Here is a 15,113-nt window from a genome sequence, read left to right as displayed (position 1 = left end):
ATGAAAAAAGCCGGCTAGGCCGGCTTCCTTCATGGGCCACGGAGGGCGCGGGATCAGTGCAGCGTGCGCGGGGTATCGTCGTCCTCGTCCTCGTCCACCACCTCGATACCCGAGGCGCCGTGGGCGTGGCCGTGCTCGATTTCCTCGGCGGTGGCCTCGCGCACTTCCGAGACCTTCAGCCAGAAGCGCAGCGCCATGCCGGCCAGCGGATGGTTGCCATCCAGCACCACCTTGTCTTCGGCCACGTCGGTCACGGTGTAGATGACGGAGTCTTCTTCATCGCCGTCCTCGGGCATGCCTTCGAACTGCATGCCGACTTCCAGAGGCTCGGGGAAGCGATCGCGCGGCTCGACCTTGACGAGTTCGGCATCGTAGTCGCCGAAGGCATCTTCGGGCTCGAGCTGCAGCTGGGTCTCGAAGCCGGTGTCATGGCCGTCGAGCGCTTCCTCGATCTTGGGGAACGTGCCATCATACCCGCCGTGCAAATAGACCATGGCTTCATCTGACTCTTCGATCAGATTGCCTTGCGCGTCCGACAGCTTGTACATCACGGACACTACCGTGTTCTTAGCGATTTTCAATTCTTGACTCCATGAACGATTCCGCATTATACGCACAGGCCCTGCCCCCTGGCCCCGTCGATCCAGACACTCCGCTCGACCTGCTTGGTGGCATGACGCCGGCTGCATTCATGCGGGATGTCTGGCACCGCAAGCCACTGCTGATTCGACAGGCGGTACCCGGAATCGTGCCGCCTGTGTCGCGCGATGCGCTTTTCGACCTTGCCGATCGCGACGAAGTCGAATCGCGCCTGGTGACGCACTTCCGCAATCGCTGGAAGCTCGAACATGGTCCATTTGCGCGCGAAAACCTCCCCGCCGTCAAGACCCGCCAGTGGACTTTACTGGTGCAGGGCGTGAACCTGCACGATGCCGCAGCGGCCGAGCTGATGGGCCGCTTCCGCTTCGTGCCCGACGCGCGCCTGGACGACCTGATGATCAGCTACGCGTCCGATGGCGGCGGCGTCGGTCCGCACTTCGATTCCTACGACGTATTCCTGCTGCAAGTCTCGGGCCGGCGCCGCTGGCGCATCTCGTCGCAGACCAGCCTGGAGCTGGTCCCGGACATGCCGCTGAAGATCCTTGCCGATTTCAGCGCCGAGGAGGAATGGGTGCTGGAGCCGGGCGACATGCTGTACCTGCCGCCGCAATACGCCCACGACGGCGTCGCCGAAGGCGAATGCATGACCTGCTCGATCGGCTTCCGCGCGCCGGCCTACCGCGAACTGGCGGGTCACTTCCTGGCGTGGCTGTCCGAGACGGTGGAGGACAACGAAGACCTGGGCGGGCGCTACGCCGATGCCGGCGAACGTGCGGCGACGAAGCCCGCGCAACTGCCCGCCGGTATGGCCAAGGCCGTGGCCGAGCGGCTCAAGGCGCTGCAATGGAATTCGCAGATGGTGTCGGAATTTCTTGGCTCCCATCTGTCAGAACCGAAACCCGGGGTCGAATTCGCGGAGATATCCGACCTGCCGCAGCGCCGTTATGAGAAACTTGCGGCCCAGCATGGCGTCGTTCTTGCACCCGCCTCGATTGCACTTTACGACCGGAACAATTTCTTCCTCAATGGGGAAGCCTACGAGCCGCCGGCCGAATTGATGCCCTGGCTGAAGAAGCTGGCCGATAATCGCCACCTTAGTGGCGATGATGTTGCCGCATGTGCCGTTCTTCCTGACCTGATGGAGACTTTTCATCACTGGACACAGGAGGGATGGCTACAATTGGGACCCCGGCTGTAATAATGCGTAACATTGCAATTCAGTAAATTTCGGCGCTACACAAGCCGGGAAAACGCGGATATAATCGTTGGCTGGCTAGTACTGTGGACCACTGCATATGTCGGCACCCGGGAGGGCCTCTATTTTGCAGTTCAAGAGCGATAATTACCGGTAATTATTCATCGCCTGTTTTCCGTTATTACAAGTTAAAGGACGAACAATGAAGAAGTCTCTCCTGATCGCATCGCTGCTGGCCGCTGTTGCTCTCGCCGCTTGCGGCAAGAAGGAAGAACCGGCTGCTCCGGCCGCTGACACGGCTGCTCCGGCTGCCGCCGCTCCGGCTGCTGAAGCTTCGGCTCCCGCTGCTGAAGCCCCGGCTGCTGCCGCTGCTGACGCCTCGGCCCCGGCTGCTGAAGCCTCGGCTCCGGCTGCTGACGCTTCGGCTCCGGCTGCCAAGCAGTAATCGGTTTCGACCGACAAAAAAACCGGCCTTCGGGCCGGTTTTTTTTATTGGGCGCCGCAAGGCGCGTCGTGCTCGGTTCAGGCACGCACCGCTTGCCAGTCCAGCCCCATTTCCTGATCGGCTACCAACACTTCCGAAGGCAACGCGCCCAGCGCCGCAGCCAGCGCGCCCGTTGCCAGCTCACGCGTGTTGTTCTGCTTGCTCAGGTGTGCCGCCACGACGCGGTTCAGGCCGGCATGCGCGACCTGCCCCAGGATGCTCGCCGCCACCTCATTGGCCAGATGGCCGAAGTCACCGCCAATCCGCCGCTTCAGCGACGCCGGGTAGACCGAGTTGCGCAGCATCTCGCGGTCGTGATTGCACTCCAGCACCAGCGCATCGACACCTGAGAGGCGCGCCGTCACATAGGGCGTTTCCATGCCCGCGTCGGTCAGCACGCCCAGGCGCGACTGCCCATCGGACAGCACGAACTGCAGCGGCTCGCGCGCGTCGTGCGGGACCGTGTATGGCATTACCTGGATGCCGCCAATGGCAAAGGCGTGGTCTGCGCCGCAGACGCGCACATCGGCAAGGTCGGCGCCACGCATATGCGAGGTCGCCAGCCAGGTGCCGTGGCTGGTGTGGACCGCCAGCCGGTGCCGTGCCGCAAAGGCGTAGGCCGAGCCGACATGGTCGCCATGCTCGTGCGTGACCAGCACGGCGTCGAGTTGGTCCGGCGTGACGCCAAGCCGCTCCAGGCGCCGCGCGGTCTCGCGGATGCCGAAGCCGCAATCAAGCAGCACGCGCGTGGTGGTGGTGTCTTCGCGGGATTCGATCAGCAGCGAGTTGCCCTCGCTGCCGCTGCCGAGGAAGGCGAAGCGCATCATGGCCACGCCCTCCCCGCCGTGCAGTTGGCAGGCCGGCCAGAACGGCCGGTGGTTGAGCCGGTCACCGCCGGCTCAGTGCAGTTGCTCGTCGAGCAGCGACAGGATGCGCTTGCCGATTTCGCCGTTCTCAGGCTGGCCGGCATCGTTGAGCACCGTCACCAGCGTGCCGCTGCCGGTACCCTTGAGCGCCACGCGGTATTTCTTGGCGGTCTTGGGATCATCCGGCTTGGTGAACAGCTTGGAGAAGAAGCCACGGTTGTCGACGTTGGTGCGCGGATCCACGTAGCGCACGTAGTACAGGCCCTGGGCACGGTCGCGGTCTTCGATGGTGAAGTTGACGCGATCCAGCGACAGGCCGACCGAGCGCCAGGCGCGATCGAATGGCTCCGGCAATTGCAGCGCCGGGGCGCCATTGACCTGGGCCAGGTAAGACTTCTGTGCAGCGCCGCCGGCTGCGGCAGCCGTAGCACCGGCTGCGCCAGCCGCGGCCGCATCGGCCGTCGCGGCGCTGCTGCCGGCCGCCGCCGGATTCTTGGCCATGCGGTCGGCCTGTTCCTTCTGCACGCCCAGGCGTTGCGCCAGGCGCGACAGGAACTCGGCTTCCAGCTCGGGATCGGCCGGCCGCGGGGTCCAGACGGTGCTGGACTTGTCGATGCCGGTCAGTTGCTCCTGCGCGCCGCGGTGGCTGATGAACACTTCCAGCGTGCCGTTCTGCGCACGCTCGACGCGGGTGCGGAACTTGTCGCGCTCGGAGGTCGAGTACAGGCCGTCGAACACCTTGCCGATGGTATTGCGGATGATGTCCTGCGGGATCTTGGCGCGGTTCTCGGCCCAGTCGGTCTCCATGATGCCGGTCTCGGGCGAGTCCTGCACCAGCAGGAAACCGCTTTCCTGCCAGAAACCACGCAGTTGCTGCCACAGCTGGTCGCCGCGCATGCCGTTGCTGATCACCAGCCAGCGCGTGTTGCCGTCGCGCTCCATGCGGATGCCCTGCGCCGAGGGGAGTACGTTCTCGGTCGGGGATTGCTCGCGCACCTTGGTCGCCTGGCTATAGGTCGACAGCGTCGAAGTGCCGTTGGCATCGGGCACCGAGTAGCGGCGGTCGCCTTCCAGCTTGGTCAGGTCGGGCGGGATGTCCAGCGTAGGGGTGCGCTTCGACGCCGACGACTTGTAGTCGATCTTGTCGGGCTGCATCGCTTCGTTGAGGCTGCTGCAGCCGGTGATCACGCCCGCGGCCAGCACGGGCACAACCAGGGCGGCGCGGCGGACTTGCGTCGCGCCGCGGCGGTTAAGCTTCGATTTCATTGACACGCAATCCTAGTTGAGGGAGCGACAGCAAGACGCCGCGGTAAATCAGGCCAGCAGGCCGGCGGCGGCCAGTGCCTTGCGTACGGTTTCGTGGTTGGATTCCGACAGCGGGGTCAGCGGCAGGCGGATGCCGCCTTCCATCTTGCCCATCTGCTGCAGGGCCCACTTCACCGGGATCGGATTGGCTTCGACGAACATGGCCTTGTTCAGTCCGATCAGTTCCATGTGCAGGCGGCGCGCGGTGACGACGTCGCCCTTCAGTGCCGCCGCGCACATCTCGTGCATCTTGCGCGGGGCCACGTTCGCAGTGACCGAGATATTGCCCTTGCCGCCCAGCAGGATCAGCGCGACCGCGGTGGGATCGTCGCCGCTGTAGATGGCAAAGCTTTCCGGCGCGTCGTTGATCAGCTGCGCGGCCCGGTCGATATTGCCCGTGGCTTCCTTGACGCCGACGATGCCCGGCACCTGCGCCAGGCGCAGGATGGTGTCGTTGCTCATGTCGGCAACGGTGCGGCCCGGCACGTTGTACAGCAGCACCGGCAGCTCCACCGCTTCCGCGATGGTGCGGAAATGGCGGTACATGCCTTCCTGGGTCGGCTTGTTGTAGTACGGCACGACCTGCAGCGATGCGTCGGCACCCACCTTCTTGGCGAAGGCGGTCAGCTCGATGGCCTCCTTGGTGGAGTTGCCGCCGGTGCCCGCGATGATCGGGATGCGCTTGCCGGCCTGTTCCACGGCCACGCGGATCAGCTCGCAGTGCTCCTCGACGGAAACCGTCGGGGATTCACCGGTCGTGCCGACGATCACGATGGCGTCGGTACCCTCGGCGACGTGCCAGTCGACCAGTGCGCGCAGGGCCGGGAAGTCCAGGCTTCCGTCCTCATGCATCGGAGTGACGATGGCGACGATGCTGCCGGTAATCTGTGTCATAACGTTAAGGAATTCGGGATGCGAATAACGGGATTGTACCGGAACCGCAGGCGGCTTCGACCGCCGGCGGCAGGCAGGATGACTCGGGGTTGATACCAACTGTTTCAACGTGTGCAGCGCATTCTCGCCGACAGCGCACACGCGCTTTCAGGGGTCCAGGCGGTAGCGTGCCGGGGTGGCCGCATCCGGCACGGCGGCGGCCTCGCGCACCGCACACAGGCGCTGCACGAAGGCCGTTTTCGGCACTTCCTGCACGCCGTCTTCATAGGCGATGACGCGCAGTCCATGCGTGCGCGCCACATCGAGCAACTCTCCGGGACGGAGCAGAAAGTCGGGCCGCGACGGCTTGCCGACGGTCTCGTTGCCCGCCGCGAAGGTCTCGTAGAGCCACACCCCGCCCGGCGCCAGCGCCGCGGCCAGGTGCGGCCACAGCGGCCGGTGCAGGTAGTTGGTGACGACGATGGCGTCGAACGGCGCCTCGTCGGCCAGCGGCCAGGCCCCCTGCTCCAGGTCGGCCACGCGCCCGGTCACGCCGGACGGCAGCGCGGCAATGGCGGCGGCATCGCGGTCAACGGCCAGCACCGCATGCCCGCGCGCGGCCAGCCAGGCGGCATGGCGGCCGCTGCCACAGGCCAGATCAAGCACGCGGGCACCGGGACGCAGCAGGTGCGCCCAGCGGGTGACCCAGGCGGAAGGTGCGGACAGGCCGGCATGCGGCGCTGGAACGTCGCTCATGGCGCCCCCGTCAGTGCAGCAGCATCACGACCGGGCGCAGCATCAGCTCGATCAGCGACATCAGCACGTTGACTACCGGCGTCATCCAGATAGTGGTGATCACGCCCGCGGCGACCAGCGCCAGCACCACGAAAATCCCGTAGGGCTCGATGCGCGACACCGCGCGCGCCACGCCCTGCGGCAGCAGTGCGGTCAGCACGCGGCCGCCGTCCAGCGGCGGCACCGGGAACAGGTTGAAGGCGGCCACCACCAGGTTGACGCGCACGCCGGCCAGCGCCATTTCGCCAAAGAAGGGTTCGCGCACGCCGGCCCACGTCAGGCCGATCGCCAGCAGCACCCAGACGAAGGCCTGCACCACGTTGCTGGCGGGGCCTGCCAGCGCCACCCACATGCCATGCCAGCGCGGATTGCGCAGGCGCTCGAACACCACCGGCACCGGCTTGGCATAGCCAAACACGAACTGGCCGCTGGTCATGATGTAGAGCAGCAGCGGCACCGCGATGGTGCCGATCGGGTCGATATGGCGGATCGGGTTCACGCTGACGCGCCCGAGCGAATAGGCCGTGTTATCGCCGAATACTTTGGCCACATAACCGTGCGACGCCTCGTGCAGCGTGATGGCGAACAGCACCGGCAGGGCATAGACCGCGAAGGTCTGGATAAGGGAGGAATCCATGTCGGCTATTGTAACGGGCCGCCGGCTTGCCAGGCGCACGGCGGCGCACCTGTGGCGGCGGCGCACCGCGGGCCTGGCGCCCGAAGTCCAGAGCCCGGGTTCAGAGCCCGGGTTCAGAGCCCGAAGCGCGAGATGTCGCCGCGGCCGGCGCGCACCAGCTCGGGCTCGCCGCTGGTCAGGTCGATCACCGTGGTCGGCTGCGCCGGCGCCGGGCCGCCGCAGACCACCAGGTCGAGCTGCTTCTCCAGCCGGGCGCGGATTTCCGCCGGATCGTTGAGCGGCTCGTCGTCGCCGGGCACCTGCAGCGTGGCCGAGATCAGCGGCTCGCCCGCTTCGCCCAGCAGCGCCAGCGGGATGGCGTGGTCGGGCACGCGTACGCCGATGGTCTTGCGCGCCGGGTGCGACAGGCGCCGCGGCACTTCCTTGGTGGCTTCCAGGATAAAGACGTACGGCCCGGGCGTGGCGCCCTTGATCCAGCGGTACTGGCGGTTGTCGACGCGAGCGAAGTTGCCCAGTTCGGACAGATCGCGGCACATCAGCGTCAGGTGGTGGCGATCGTCGATGCCGCGCAGCCGGCGCAGGCGCTCGACCGCGTGCTTGTCGTCGAGCTGGCAGGCGAGCGCGTAGCTGGAATCGGTCGGCAGCGCGATCAGTCCGCCCTTCTGCAGGATCTGCGCGGCCTGCTTGATCAGGCGCGACTGCGGGTTGAGCGGATGGATCTCGAAGTACTGGGACATGCAGGGCGCCTTTGGTTTTGCTTTTCGTTGGGCTGGCTGGTTACCAGTCGTGCCAGACCGGCGTGACCGTGGACGGCAGCGGCGGCAGCGTGCCGAGTTCGACCCGGCCTTCGCCGGGTCCGTGGAAATCCGAGCCGCGCGAGGCCAGCAGCCCGTAGTGGCGCGCCACCTCGGCATAGCGGCGGTACTGGTCCGGCGTGTGGCTGCCGGTCACGACCTCGACGGCGCCGCCGCCGAGCGACTTGAACTCGTCGAACAGGGCATCGTGCTGGGTGTCGGTGTAGTGGTAGCGGCCTGGGTGCGCCATCACGGCGATGCCGCCGGCGGTGCGGATCCAGCCCACGGCTTCGGACAGGCTGGCCCAGCGATGGCCGACATAGCCGGGCCGGCCTTCCGACAGGTATTCGCTGAACACGTCGCCGATGGTTGCGCAGTGGCCCTGGTCAACCAGCCAGCGCGCGAAATGGGTGCGCGAGATCAGGTCGGGATTGCCAACGTACTTCAGCGCGCCCGCGTAGGCGCCTTCGATGCCGACCCTGGCCAGCGCCTCGGCGATGTCGCGCGCACGCCGGGCACGTCCCGAACGGGTGTCGGTCAGGCCATCGATCAGCTCGGGACAGAACGGGTCGATCTGCAGGCCGACCACATGCACGGTCTGCCCGGCCCACGTCACCGATATCTCCACGCCGGGCACATAGCGCATGCCGAATTCTTCGGCCGCGGCGCGCGCCGCGGCCTGCCCGCCGACCTCGTCGTGGTCGGTCAGCGCCCAGTACTGGACGCCCGCATCGCGCGCGATCTCAGCCACCGCGCGGGGCGACAGCGTGCCGTCGGACACGGTGGAATGGCAGTGCAGGTCGGCGTTGATGGCGTGGGCGTTTTGCATGGGGCTCATTCTACTCCGATCGCCCTTTGCCAGCGTGGCGCCGGCGGCCTGCCGGAGGTGGTCCGGCGCCCATGGCAAAGCCCTGCCGGCAACGCTGGCGTCGCCGGGAAACGGGCTGGCGCGGGGTATAGTCGGGCTTTGCACCATCTTCCGCGGGCCGTCCGTGCCCGCCTTGCCCACCATGTCTACCGACGCCACCACCGCCGCGACCACGTCCGCCGTCACCACCACTGACGTCCTGATCGTGGGCGCCGGCCCGGTCGGGCTGTTCGCCGCCTTCCAGGCCGGCGTGCTCGGCCTCAAATGTGAACTGATCGACGTGCTCGACCGCGCCGGCGGCCAGTGCACCGAGCTGTATCCCGAGAAGCCGATCTACGACATCCCGGCCGTGCCCGGCTGCCTGGCGCAGGAACTGGTGGACCGGCTGCTGGAGCAGTGCGAGCCGTTCGCCTTCCCGATGCATTTCGGCCAGCGCGCCGAAAGCGTGTCCGAAATCCCCGGCGCCCCAGCGCAGGACGGCCATCCGGCGCACCAGCGCATGCTGGTCACCACCGATGGCGGCAAGCGCTTCGATGTCGCGGCGGTGCTGGTCTGCTCCGGCGCGGGCGCGTTCGCGCCGCAGCGCGTGGCGCTGCCCGAGGCCGCGGCGCTGGAAGATCGCCACGTGCACTACGCCGTGCGCGATGTATCGCGCTTTGCCGGCAAGCGCGTGATCGTCGCCGGCGGCGGCGATTCGGCGCTGGACTGGGCGCTGGCGCTGCGCAAGGTGGCCGCGCGCGTGACGCTGCTGCACCGGCGCGAGGGCTTCCGCGCCGCCGATGGCACCGTGGCCGAGATGCGCGCCGCGGTGGCGGCCGGCGAGATGGATTTCGTGGTCGGCATGCTCGGCACCCTGCGCACCGACGGCGATGCACTGGCCGAAGTGGAAGTGCGCACCCGCGACGGCAGCCAGATGCTGCCCGCCGATGAGCTGGTGGCGCTGTACGGCCTGGTGTCCGAACCCGGCCCGATCGCGCAATGGGACATGGACATGCGTGCCGGCCGCATCCTGGTCGACACCACCACGTATGAAAGCTCGCGCCGCGGCATTTTCGCCGCGGGCGATATCGCCTTCTATCCCAACAAGCAGAAGCTGATCTTGTCAGGCTTCCACGAAGCCGCGCTGGCGCTGCGCAAGGCGTATCACTACGCCTTCCCGGAGAAGGCGCTGGTGCATGTCCACACCAGCAACAACGCCGCGCTGAAGGAAAAGCTCACCCACGCCTGAACGCGGGCGCCGTCCCTAGCGGCAGAACGACTCGACCAGCTCGGCCACCGCGGCCGGCTGGTCATGGTGCAGCATGTGGCCGGCGTCATCGATCACGGCCTCGCGGAAATCGCGGAAGGCGCGGAAGCGCTCCTTGAACTCGTCGATGCCCTGCTTGTGGGCGATATGGCGCAGCGTCTCCGAATCGCGCGCCTCGACATGCAACACCGGCGCGCTGACCTGCTCCCAGATCGCCATCACTTCATCGAGCCGGTACAGCAACGGATTGACCAGCTTGTGCGCCGGGTCGCCCAGGATTTCCCAGCGGCCGTCGGCATTGCGGCGCGACCAGTGCGCGGCCAGGAACGCGGCGCGGTCGTCGGGCAGGCGCGGGTTGGTCTTCTGCAGGCGCGCGGCGACGCCGTCGACACTGTCGTAGGTCTTCAGCTCGGCGCCAATGCGCAACTCGTCCAGCCAGCGCGCGTAGCGTTTGGGGGCATGCGCCGGCCGTGTCGCCGTCATGCCGAAGCCTTCCAGGTCCACCACGCGGCGCACGCGTTCGGGGCGGATGCCGGCATACAGGCAGATCACGTTGGCGCCCATGCTGTGGCCGAGCAGGTCCACCTGCCCTTCCGGCTGGTAGTGGTCGAGCAGCGCCTCCATGTCGGCGATGTAGTCCGGGAACCAGTACGACTGCGTGCCGGGATAGCGCGAAGGCCAGTCGGTCTCGCCAAACCCGCGCCAGTCGGGAGCGATCACGTGCCAGTCGCCGCGCAGGTGGTCGACCAGGAACTGGAACGAGGCGGCCACATCCATCCAGCCATGCAGCATGAACAGCTTGCGCGCGCCGGGCGTACCCCAGTGGCGCACGTGGTAGCGCAGCCCGCGCAACGTGATAAATTCAGACCGCGAGGTTTCCTTGATTGTCATTGTCTCCACCCTGGCGTCGGGTCTTCCTGCCGCGGGGGCTGGCGAAGGGAAGCCGACAAAATAGAACGATCGTTCGCTTGTTGGCATTATAGCGGCCAGCGCCATTTGCAGCTTGCCGCGCAGGGCGAACGGACAGCAGACCTTCAGGAGACCTTGGATGGCCGCAGCTGCCTTGCCGGCAAGCCGGCGCGACGACTACCGCGCGCTGTACGAATCCTTCCGCTGGGAAATCCCCCCGAACTTCAACATTGCCGAAGCCTGCTGCGGCCGCTGGGCGCGCGATCCGGCAACCATGGACCGCATCGCCGTCTATACCGAGCACGAAGACGGCCGGCGCAACGCGCATACCTTCTCCTACATCCAGGCCGAAGCCAACCGGCTCTCGGCGGCGCTGCGCGACCTGGGCGTGGCGCGCGGCGACCGGGTGGCGATCGTGATGCCGCAGCGGATCGAGACCGTGATCGCCCACATGGCGATCTATCAGCTGGGCGCGATCGCGATGCCGCTGTCGATGCTGTTCGGGCCCGAGGCGCTGGCCTACCGCATCGCGCACAGCGAAGCCAGCGTGGCGATTGCCGACGAAACCTCGATCGACAACGTGCTCGCCGCGCGCCCGGAATGCCCGGCGCTGGCCACCGTGATCGCCGCCGGCGATGCGCATGGCCGCGGCGACCATGACTGGGACGTTCTGCTGGCCGCGCAGCTGCCCACCTTCACCGCCGAAGAGACCAAGGCCGGCGAGGCCGCCGTGCTGATCTACACCAGCGGCACCACCGGCCCGCCCAAGGGCGCGCTGATCCCGCACCGCGCGCTGGTCGGCAACCTGACCGGCTTTGTCTGCTCGCAGAACTGGTATCCGCAGGACGCCGACGTGTTCTGGAGCCCGGCCGACTGGGCCTGGACCGGCGGGCTGTGGGATGCGCTGATGCCGGCGCTGTACTTCGGCAAGCCCATCGTCGGCTACCAGGGCCGCTTCTCCGCCGAGCGCGCCTTCGAGCTGCTCGAGCGCTACGCCGTCACCAACACCTTCCTGTTCCCCACCGCGCTCAAGCAGATGATGAAGGCCTGCCCCGAGCCGCGGCAGCGCTACGACATCAGGTTGCGCGCCTTGATGAGCGCCGGCGAAGCGGTTGGCGAGACCGTGTTCGGCTGGTGCCGCGACGCCCTTGGCGTGATCGTCAACGAGATGTTCGGCCAGACCGAGATCAACTACATCGTCGGCAACTGCACCGCGCAGAACGACGACGAGCGCCTGGGCTGGCCGGCGCGGCCCGGCTCGATGGGACGCCCCTACCCCGGCCATCGCGTGCAGGTGATCGACGAAGAAGGCCGCCCCTGCGCGCCGGGCGAGGACGGCGAAGTTGCGGTCTGCGCCACCGATAGCGCCGGGCATCCGGACCCGGTGTTCTTCCTCGGCTACTGGAAGAACGAGGCGGCGACCGCGGGCAAGTACGTCGAGCGCGACGGCCTGCGCTGGTGCCGCACCGGCGACCTCGCGCGCATCGATGCCGACGGCTACCTGTGGTACCAGGGCCGTGCCGACGATGTGTTCAAATCCTCGGGCTACCGCATCGGGCCGAGCGAGATCGAGAACTGCCTGCTCAGGCATCCGGCGGTGTCCAACTGCGCCGTGGTGCCCTCGCCCGATCCCGAGCGCGGCGCGGTGGTCAAGGCCTTCGTGGTGCTGACGCCGGCGGTGGCGCGCTCATTCGACGCCGACGCGGCGCTGGTGGCGGAACTGCAGGCACATGTGCGCGGGCAGCTGGCGCCGTACGAGTATCCGAAGGCGATCGAGTTTATCGACCAGTTGCCGATGACGACCACCGGGAAGATACAGCGGCGGGTGCTGCGCTTACTGGAGGAAGAGCGGGCGGCGCAGCGCCGGCAGTCGGCCTAGCCAGCCGACGCTTCCAGCCAGGCCAGCTCATCCTCATCAAACCCGGCCGCGCGCCGAGCATCGAGGTTGAATGGCCCGCGCAGCTTCGGCGCACGGTACTGCTCGGCCAGTCGCGCATAGGTAGCAACCGGCTCCAGCTTGCGCTGCGCGCACAGCCAGCGGTACCAGTGGTTGCCGATCGCAACATGGCCGACCTCGTCGCGCAGGATGATATCGATGATCGCCGCGGCGGCATGATCCCCGGCGCCGGCCAGCCTGGCGCGCACCGGCGGCGAGGCATCGAGCCCGCGCGCTTCCAGCGTGCGCGGCACCAGCGCCATGCGCGCCAGCACGTCGCCGGCGGTCTTGTCGGTCATCTCCCACAGGCTGTTGTGCGCGGGAAAATCGCCGTAGGCCGCACCCAGTGTGCCCAGATGCCCGGCCAGCAGCGTGAAATGCAGCGCCTCTTCGTCGGCCACGCGCAACCAGTCGCGGTAGTAGGCCGGCGGCATGCCGGAGAAGCGCCACACCGCATCCAGCGCGAGGTTGATAGCGTTGAATTCGATATGGCACAGCGCGTGGATCATCGCCGCGCGGCCGGCGGGCGTATGCAGCGAGCGGCGCCGTTCGACGCCCTGCGGCGCCACCAGTACCGGCCGTGCCGGACGTCCCGGGATGGTATGGCCCGCGCCGGCATCGATCGCCTCGTCCGCATGCAGCGCCGCATCGGACAGCGCCATGGCATCGCGGTACAACGCGCGCGCGGCGCCGGCCTTTTCGCGCGGATCGGTCATGCACAGCACCGCCAGCGCGCGATGGCGCGGCGAAAGTGACGGATCAGGCAAAGCGGCGGCGGGAGTTTTTTCTGGCATGAGCGTAAAATCCGGACTGCCGCCATTGTAGGGCCTCGCCGGCACCCACCCTTGTGCCTGGCCATGCAGTTCCCCACAGACCCGCTGACTCTTTAAAGTCCGGCGGCAACCCCCACTTCAACAAAAGCCTTTCGTGCAGGAGACCTCATGGCGCTTTACCAGCTCGGCGACGTCAAGCCCAATATCGACAGCGAAGCCTACGTGGCCCCGGAAGCCACCGTCATCGGCAACGTGACCCTCAAGTCCCGCGCCAGCGCCTGGCCCGGTGTCGTGATCCGCGGCGACAACGAGCCGATCATGGTGGGGCATGACACCAATATCCAGGAGGGCGCGGTGCTGCACACCGACCCGGGCTGCCCGCTGACCCTGGGCGACAAGGTTTCGATCGGCCACCAGGCCATGCTGCATGGCTGCACTGTCGGCGAAGGCTCGCTGATCGGCATCCAGGCCGTGGTGCTGAACCGTGCCGTGATCGGCAAGGAATGCCTGGTGGGCGCGGGCGCCGTGGTCACCGAGGGCAAGGTCTTCCCGGACCGCTCGCTGATCCTGGGCGCGCCGGCCAAGGTGGTGCGGCAGCTGACGGATGAGGACGTCGCCAACCTCTATCGCAACGCCGAAACCTACGCCTCGCGGCAGGCCATGTACAAGCAACAGCTCAAGCGGATCGGCTGAACGCAGCCGCGACCGCGTCCATCGCATTACTCGACAGACAACGTGACTCAGACTACCCCCACCACCCCCGACACCCTGCAGAAGTTCCTGTTCGACGCCGCCCCGGTGCGCGGCGAACTGGTGCGCATGGAAGCCACCTGGCAGGAAGTGCTGGGCCGCCACCGCTACCCCACGCCGGTGCGCCGGCTGCTGGGCGAGATGATGGCCGCCGCGGCACTGCTGTCAGCCAACCTGAAGTTCAACGGCGCGCTGGTGATGCAGCTGCACGGCGACGGCCCGGTGCGGATGCTGGTGGTGGAATGCCTGTCCGACCTGTCGATGCGGGCCACCGCCAAGCTGGCCGAGGGCGCCGAGATTGCCGACGACGCCACGCTGGCCGACCTGGTCCATGCGCACGGCCACGGCCGCTTTGCCATCACGCTCGACCCCAAGGACAAGCTGCCGGGACAGCAGCCGTACCAGGGCATCGTGCCGCTGGCGGACGAGCACGGTCCGCTGCCGTCGATCAGTGCGGTGCTGGAGCACTACATGAAGGCCTCCGAGCAGCTCGACACGCGCCTGTGGCTGGCCGCCGACGATCGCGTGGCCGCCGGCATGCTGCTGCAGAAGCTGCCCTCCTACGGCGGCACCGCCGACGTAGGCGAAACCGGCGCGCCGCTGGCCAGCCATGCCAGGGCCCAGGACCTGGATACCTGGGATCGCGCGGTGCAGCTGGGCTCCACGCTCAAGGCCGAGGAACTGCTGGCCGAATCGCCCGAGACGCTGCTGCGCCGCCTGTTCTGGGAAGACCTGCAGGACGCCGGCCTGCGCGTGTTTGAGCCGATGACGCCGCATTTCCATTGCTCGTGCTCGCGGCCCAAGGTGGCGGGCATGCTGCAGTCGCTGGGGCGTGAAGAGATCGAGGGCATCATCGCCGAGCGCGGCAACGTGGAGATCCATTGCGATTTCTGCGGCCAGCGCTATGAATTTGACCCGGTCGACTGCGCCCAGCTGTTCTCGGCCACGCACATCGCCACCGGCGCCGGGGCCGGCGCGCACCAGCACCACTGAGGCGGCATTCCTCGGCTCGGCCCGTGGCGGGAGCGGCAGGGAGCGGCAGGGAGCGGCGAAATGGAAACATCCGGCGCGCCGCCCGGTCC

Annotated in this window: 16 protein-coding genes; 6 read left to right on the top strand and 10 right to left on the bottom strand. The window is 67.5% G+C overall.

Going from position 1 to position 15,113, the window contains the following annotated elements:
• Positions 1-53: 53 nt before the first annotated feature.
• Complete coding sequence (locus E0W60_RS16285; RefSeq protein WP_029046911.1) at positions 54-581, bottom strand: FKBP-type peptidyl-prolyl cis-trans isomerase; 528 nt, start codon at positions 579-581, stop codon at positions 54-56.
• A gap of 11 nt (positions 582-592) precedes the next feature.
• Between E0W60_RS16285 and E0W60_RS16280 the strand changes: the two genes are divergently transcribed.
• Positions 593-1,798, top strand: coding sequence for a cupin domain-containing protein (locus tag E0W60_RS16280; protein WP_195429607.1), 1,206 nt, complete (start codon positions 593-595; stop codon positions 1,796-1,798).
• A 199-nt stretch (positions 1,799-1,997) separates the two neighbouring features.
• Positions 1,998-2,240 carry a hypothetical protein gene (locus E0W60_RS37525; protein WP_084402413.1) on the top strand — a complete coding sequence of 81 codons (243 nt, stop codon included), beginning with the start codon at positions 1,998-2,000 and terminating at the stop codon, positions 2,238-2,240.
• 77 nt (positions 2,241-2,317) lie between these two features.
• Here E0W60_RS37525 and E0W60_RS16270 read toward each other — a convergent pair whose 3' ends face one another.
• The 7 genes from E0W60_RS16270 to E0W60_RS16240 all read right to left on the bottom strand — a co-directional run bounded on the left by E0W60_RS16270 (position 2,318) and on the right by E0W60_RS16240 (position 8,378).
• A complete protein-coding gene (locus E0W60_RS16270) occupies positions 2,318-3,106 on the bottom strand; it encodes an MBL fold metallo-hydrolase (RefSeq protein WP_133097505.1) in 789 nt (262 codons plus the stop codon).
• Between the two features lie 72 nt (positions 3,107-3,178).
• On the bottom strand, positions 3,179-4,411 hold the full coding sequence (bamC, locus tag E0W60_RS16265) for an outer membrane protein assembly factor BamC (protein ID WP_133097506.1): 1,233 nt from the start codon (positions 4,409-4,411) through the stop codon (positions 3,179-3,181).
• 48 nt (positions 4,412-4,459) lie between these two features.
• Positions 4,460-5,344: a 4-hydroxy-tetrahydrodipicolinate synthase gene (gene dapA, locus E0W60_RS16260; RefSeq protein ID WP_133097507.1), complete on the bottom strand. Its 885-nt coding sequence runs from the start codon at positions 5,342-5,344 to the stop codon at positions 4,460-4,462.
• Between the two features lie 147 nt (positions 5,345-5,491).
• Positions 5,492-6,079, bottom strand: coding sequence for a class I SAM-dependent methyltransferase (locus E0W60_RS16255; protein WP_133097508.1), 588 nt, complete (start codon positions 6,077-6,079; stop codon positions 5,492-5,494).
• A 10-nt stretch (positions 6,080-6,089) separates the two neighbouring features.
• The gene (locus E0W60_RS16250; RefSeq protein WP_133097509.1) at positions 6,090-6,755 is read right to left on the bottom strand and encodes a site-2 protease family protein; all 666 of its coding nucleotides are present in this window, start codon (positions 6,753-6,755) and stop codon (positions 6,090-6,092) included.
• Between the two features lie 113 nt (positions 6,756-6,868).
• Positions 6,869-7,492, bottom strand: a complete 624-nt coding sequence (locus E0W60_RS16245) for an L-threonylcarbamoyladenylate synthase (protein ID WP_133097510.1) — start codon at positions 7,490-7,492, stop codon at positions 6,869-6,871.
• A gap of 40 nt (positions 7,493-7,532) precedes the next feature.
• Complete coding sequence (locus E0W60_RS16240) at positions 7,533-8,378, bottom strand: 3',5'-nucleoside bisphosphate phosphatase (protein ID WP_133097511.1); 846 nt, start codon at positions 8,376-8,378, stop codon at positions 7,533-7,535.
• Between the two features lie 181 nt (positions 8,379-8,559).
• On the opposite strand from E0W60_RS16240, the gene E0W60_RS16235 reads away from it, so the two are divergent.
• Entirely contained in the window at positions 8,560-9,645 is a 1,086-nt protein-coding gene (locus E0W60_RS16235; RefSeq protein WP_135704955.1) for an NAD(P)/FAD-dependent oxidoreductase, read from the top strand.
• A gap of 15 nt (positions 9,646-9,660) precedes the next feature.
• Here the strand turns inward: E0W60_RS16235 and E0W60_RS16230 are convergent, their stop codons facing one another.
• Positions 9,661-10,554 carry an alpha/beta fold hydrolase gene (locus E0W60_RS16230; RefSeq protein WP_135704954.1) on the bottom strand — a complete coding sequence of 298 codons (894 nt, stop codon included), beginning with the start codon at positions 10,552-10,554 and terminating at the stop codon, positions 9,661-9,663.
• A gap of 157 nt (positions 10,555-10,711) precedes the next feature.
• Here E0W60_RS16230 and E0W60_RS16225 point away from each other — a divergent pair, with 157 nt between their 5' ends.
• Complete coding sequence (locus E0W60_RS16225) at positions 10,712-12,451, top strand: acyl-CoA synthetase (RefSeq protein WP_135704953.1); 1,740 nt, start codon at positions 10,712-10,714, stop codon at positions 12,449-12,451.
• Here the strand turns inward: E0W60_RS16225 and E0W60_RS16220 are convergent.
• Positions 12,448-13,302 (bottom strand): ferritin-like domain-containing protein, encoded by an 855-nt coding sequence (locus E0W60_RS16220; protein ID WP_135704952.1) that lies wholly within the window; start codon positions 13,300-13,302, stop codon positions 12,448-12,450. The genes E0W60_RS16225 and E0W60_RS16220 overlap by 4 nt on opposite strands.
• Before the next feature lie 147 nt (positions 13,303-13,449).
• On the opposite strand from E0W60_RS16220, the gene E0W60_RS16215 reads away from it, so the two are divergent.
• Together E0W60_RS16215 and E0W60_RS16210 are read left to right on the top strand one after the other, a co-directional pair.
• Entirely contained in the window at positions 13,450-13,974 is a 525-nt protein-coding gene (locus E0W60_RS16215) for a gamma carbonic anhydrase family protein (RefSeq protein WP_135704951.1), read from the top strand.
• Positions 13,975-14,016: 42 nt separating this feature from the next.
• Positions 14,017-15,024, top strand: coding sequence for an Hsp33 family molecular chaperone HslO (locus tag E0W60_RS16210; protein WP_133097516.1), 1,008 nt, complete (start codon positions 14,017-14,019; stop codon positions 15,022-15,024).
• Positions 15,025-15,113: the final 89 nt, after the last annotated feature.

This window comes from Cupriavidus oxalaticus, assembly GCF_004768545.1.
GTDB lineage: Bacteria > Pseudomonadota > Gammaproteobacteria > Burkholderiales > Burkholderiaceae > Cupriavidus > Cupriavidus oxalaticus_A.
Note: the sequence above shows the minus strand (reverse complement) of the source record. Positions and strands in the feature narration are given on the sequence as shown.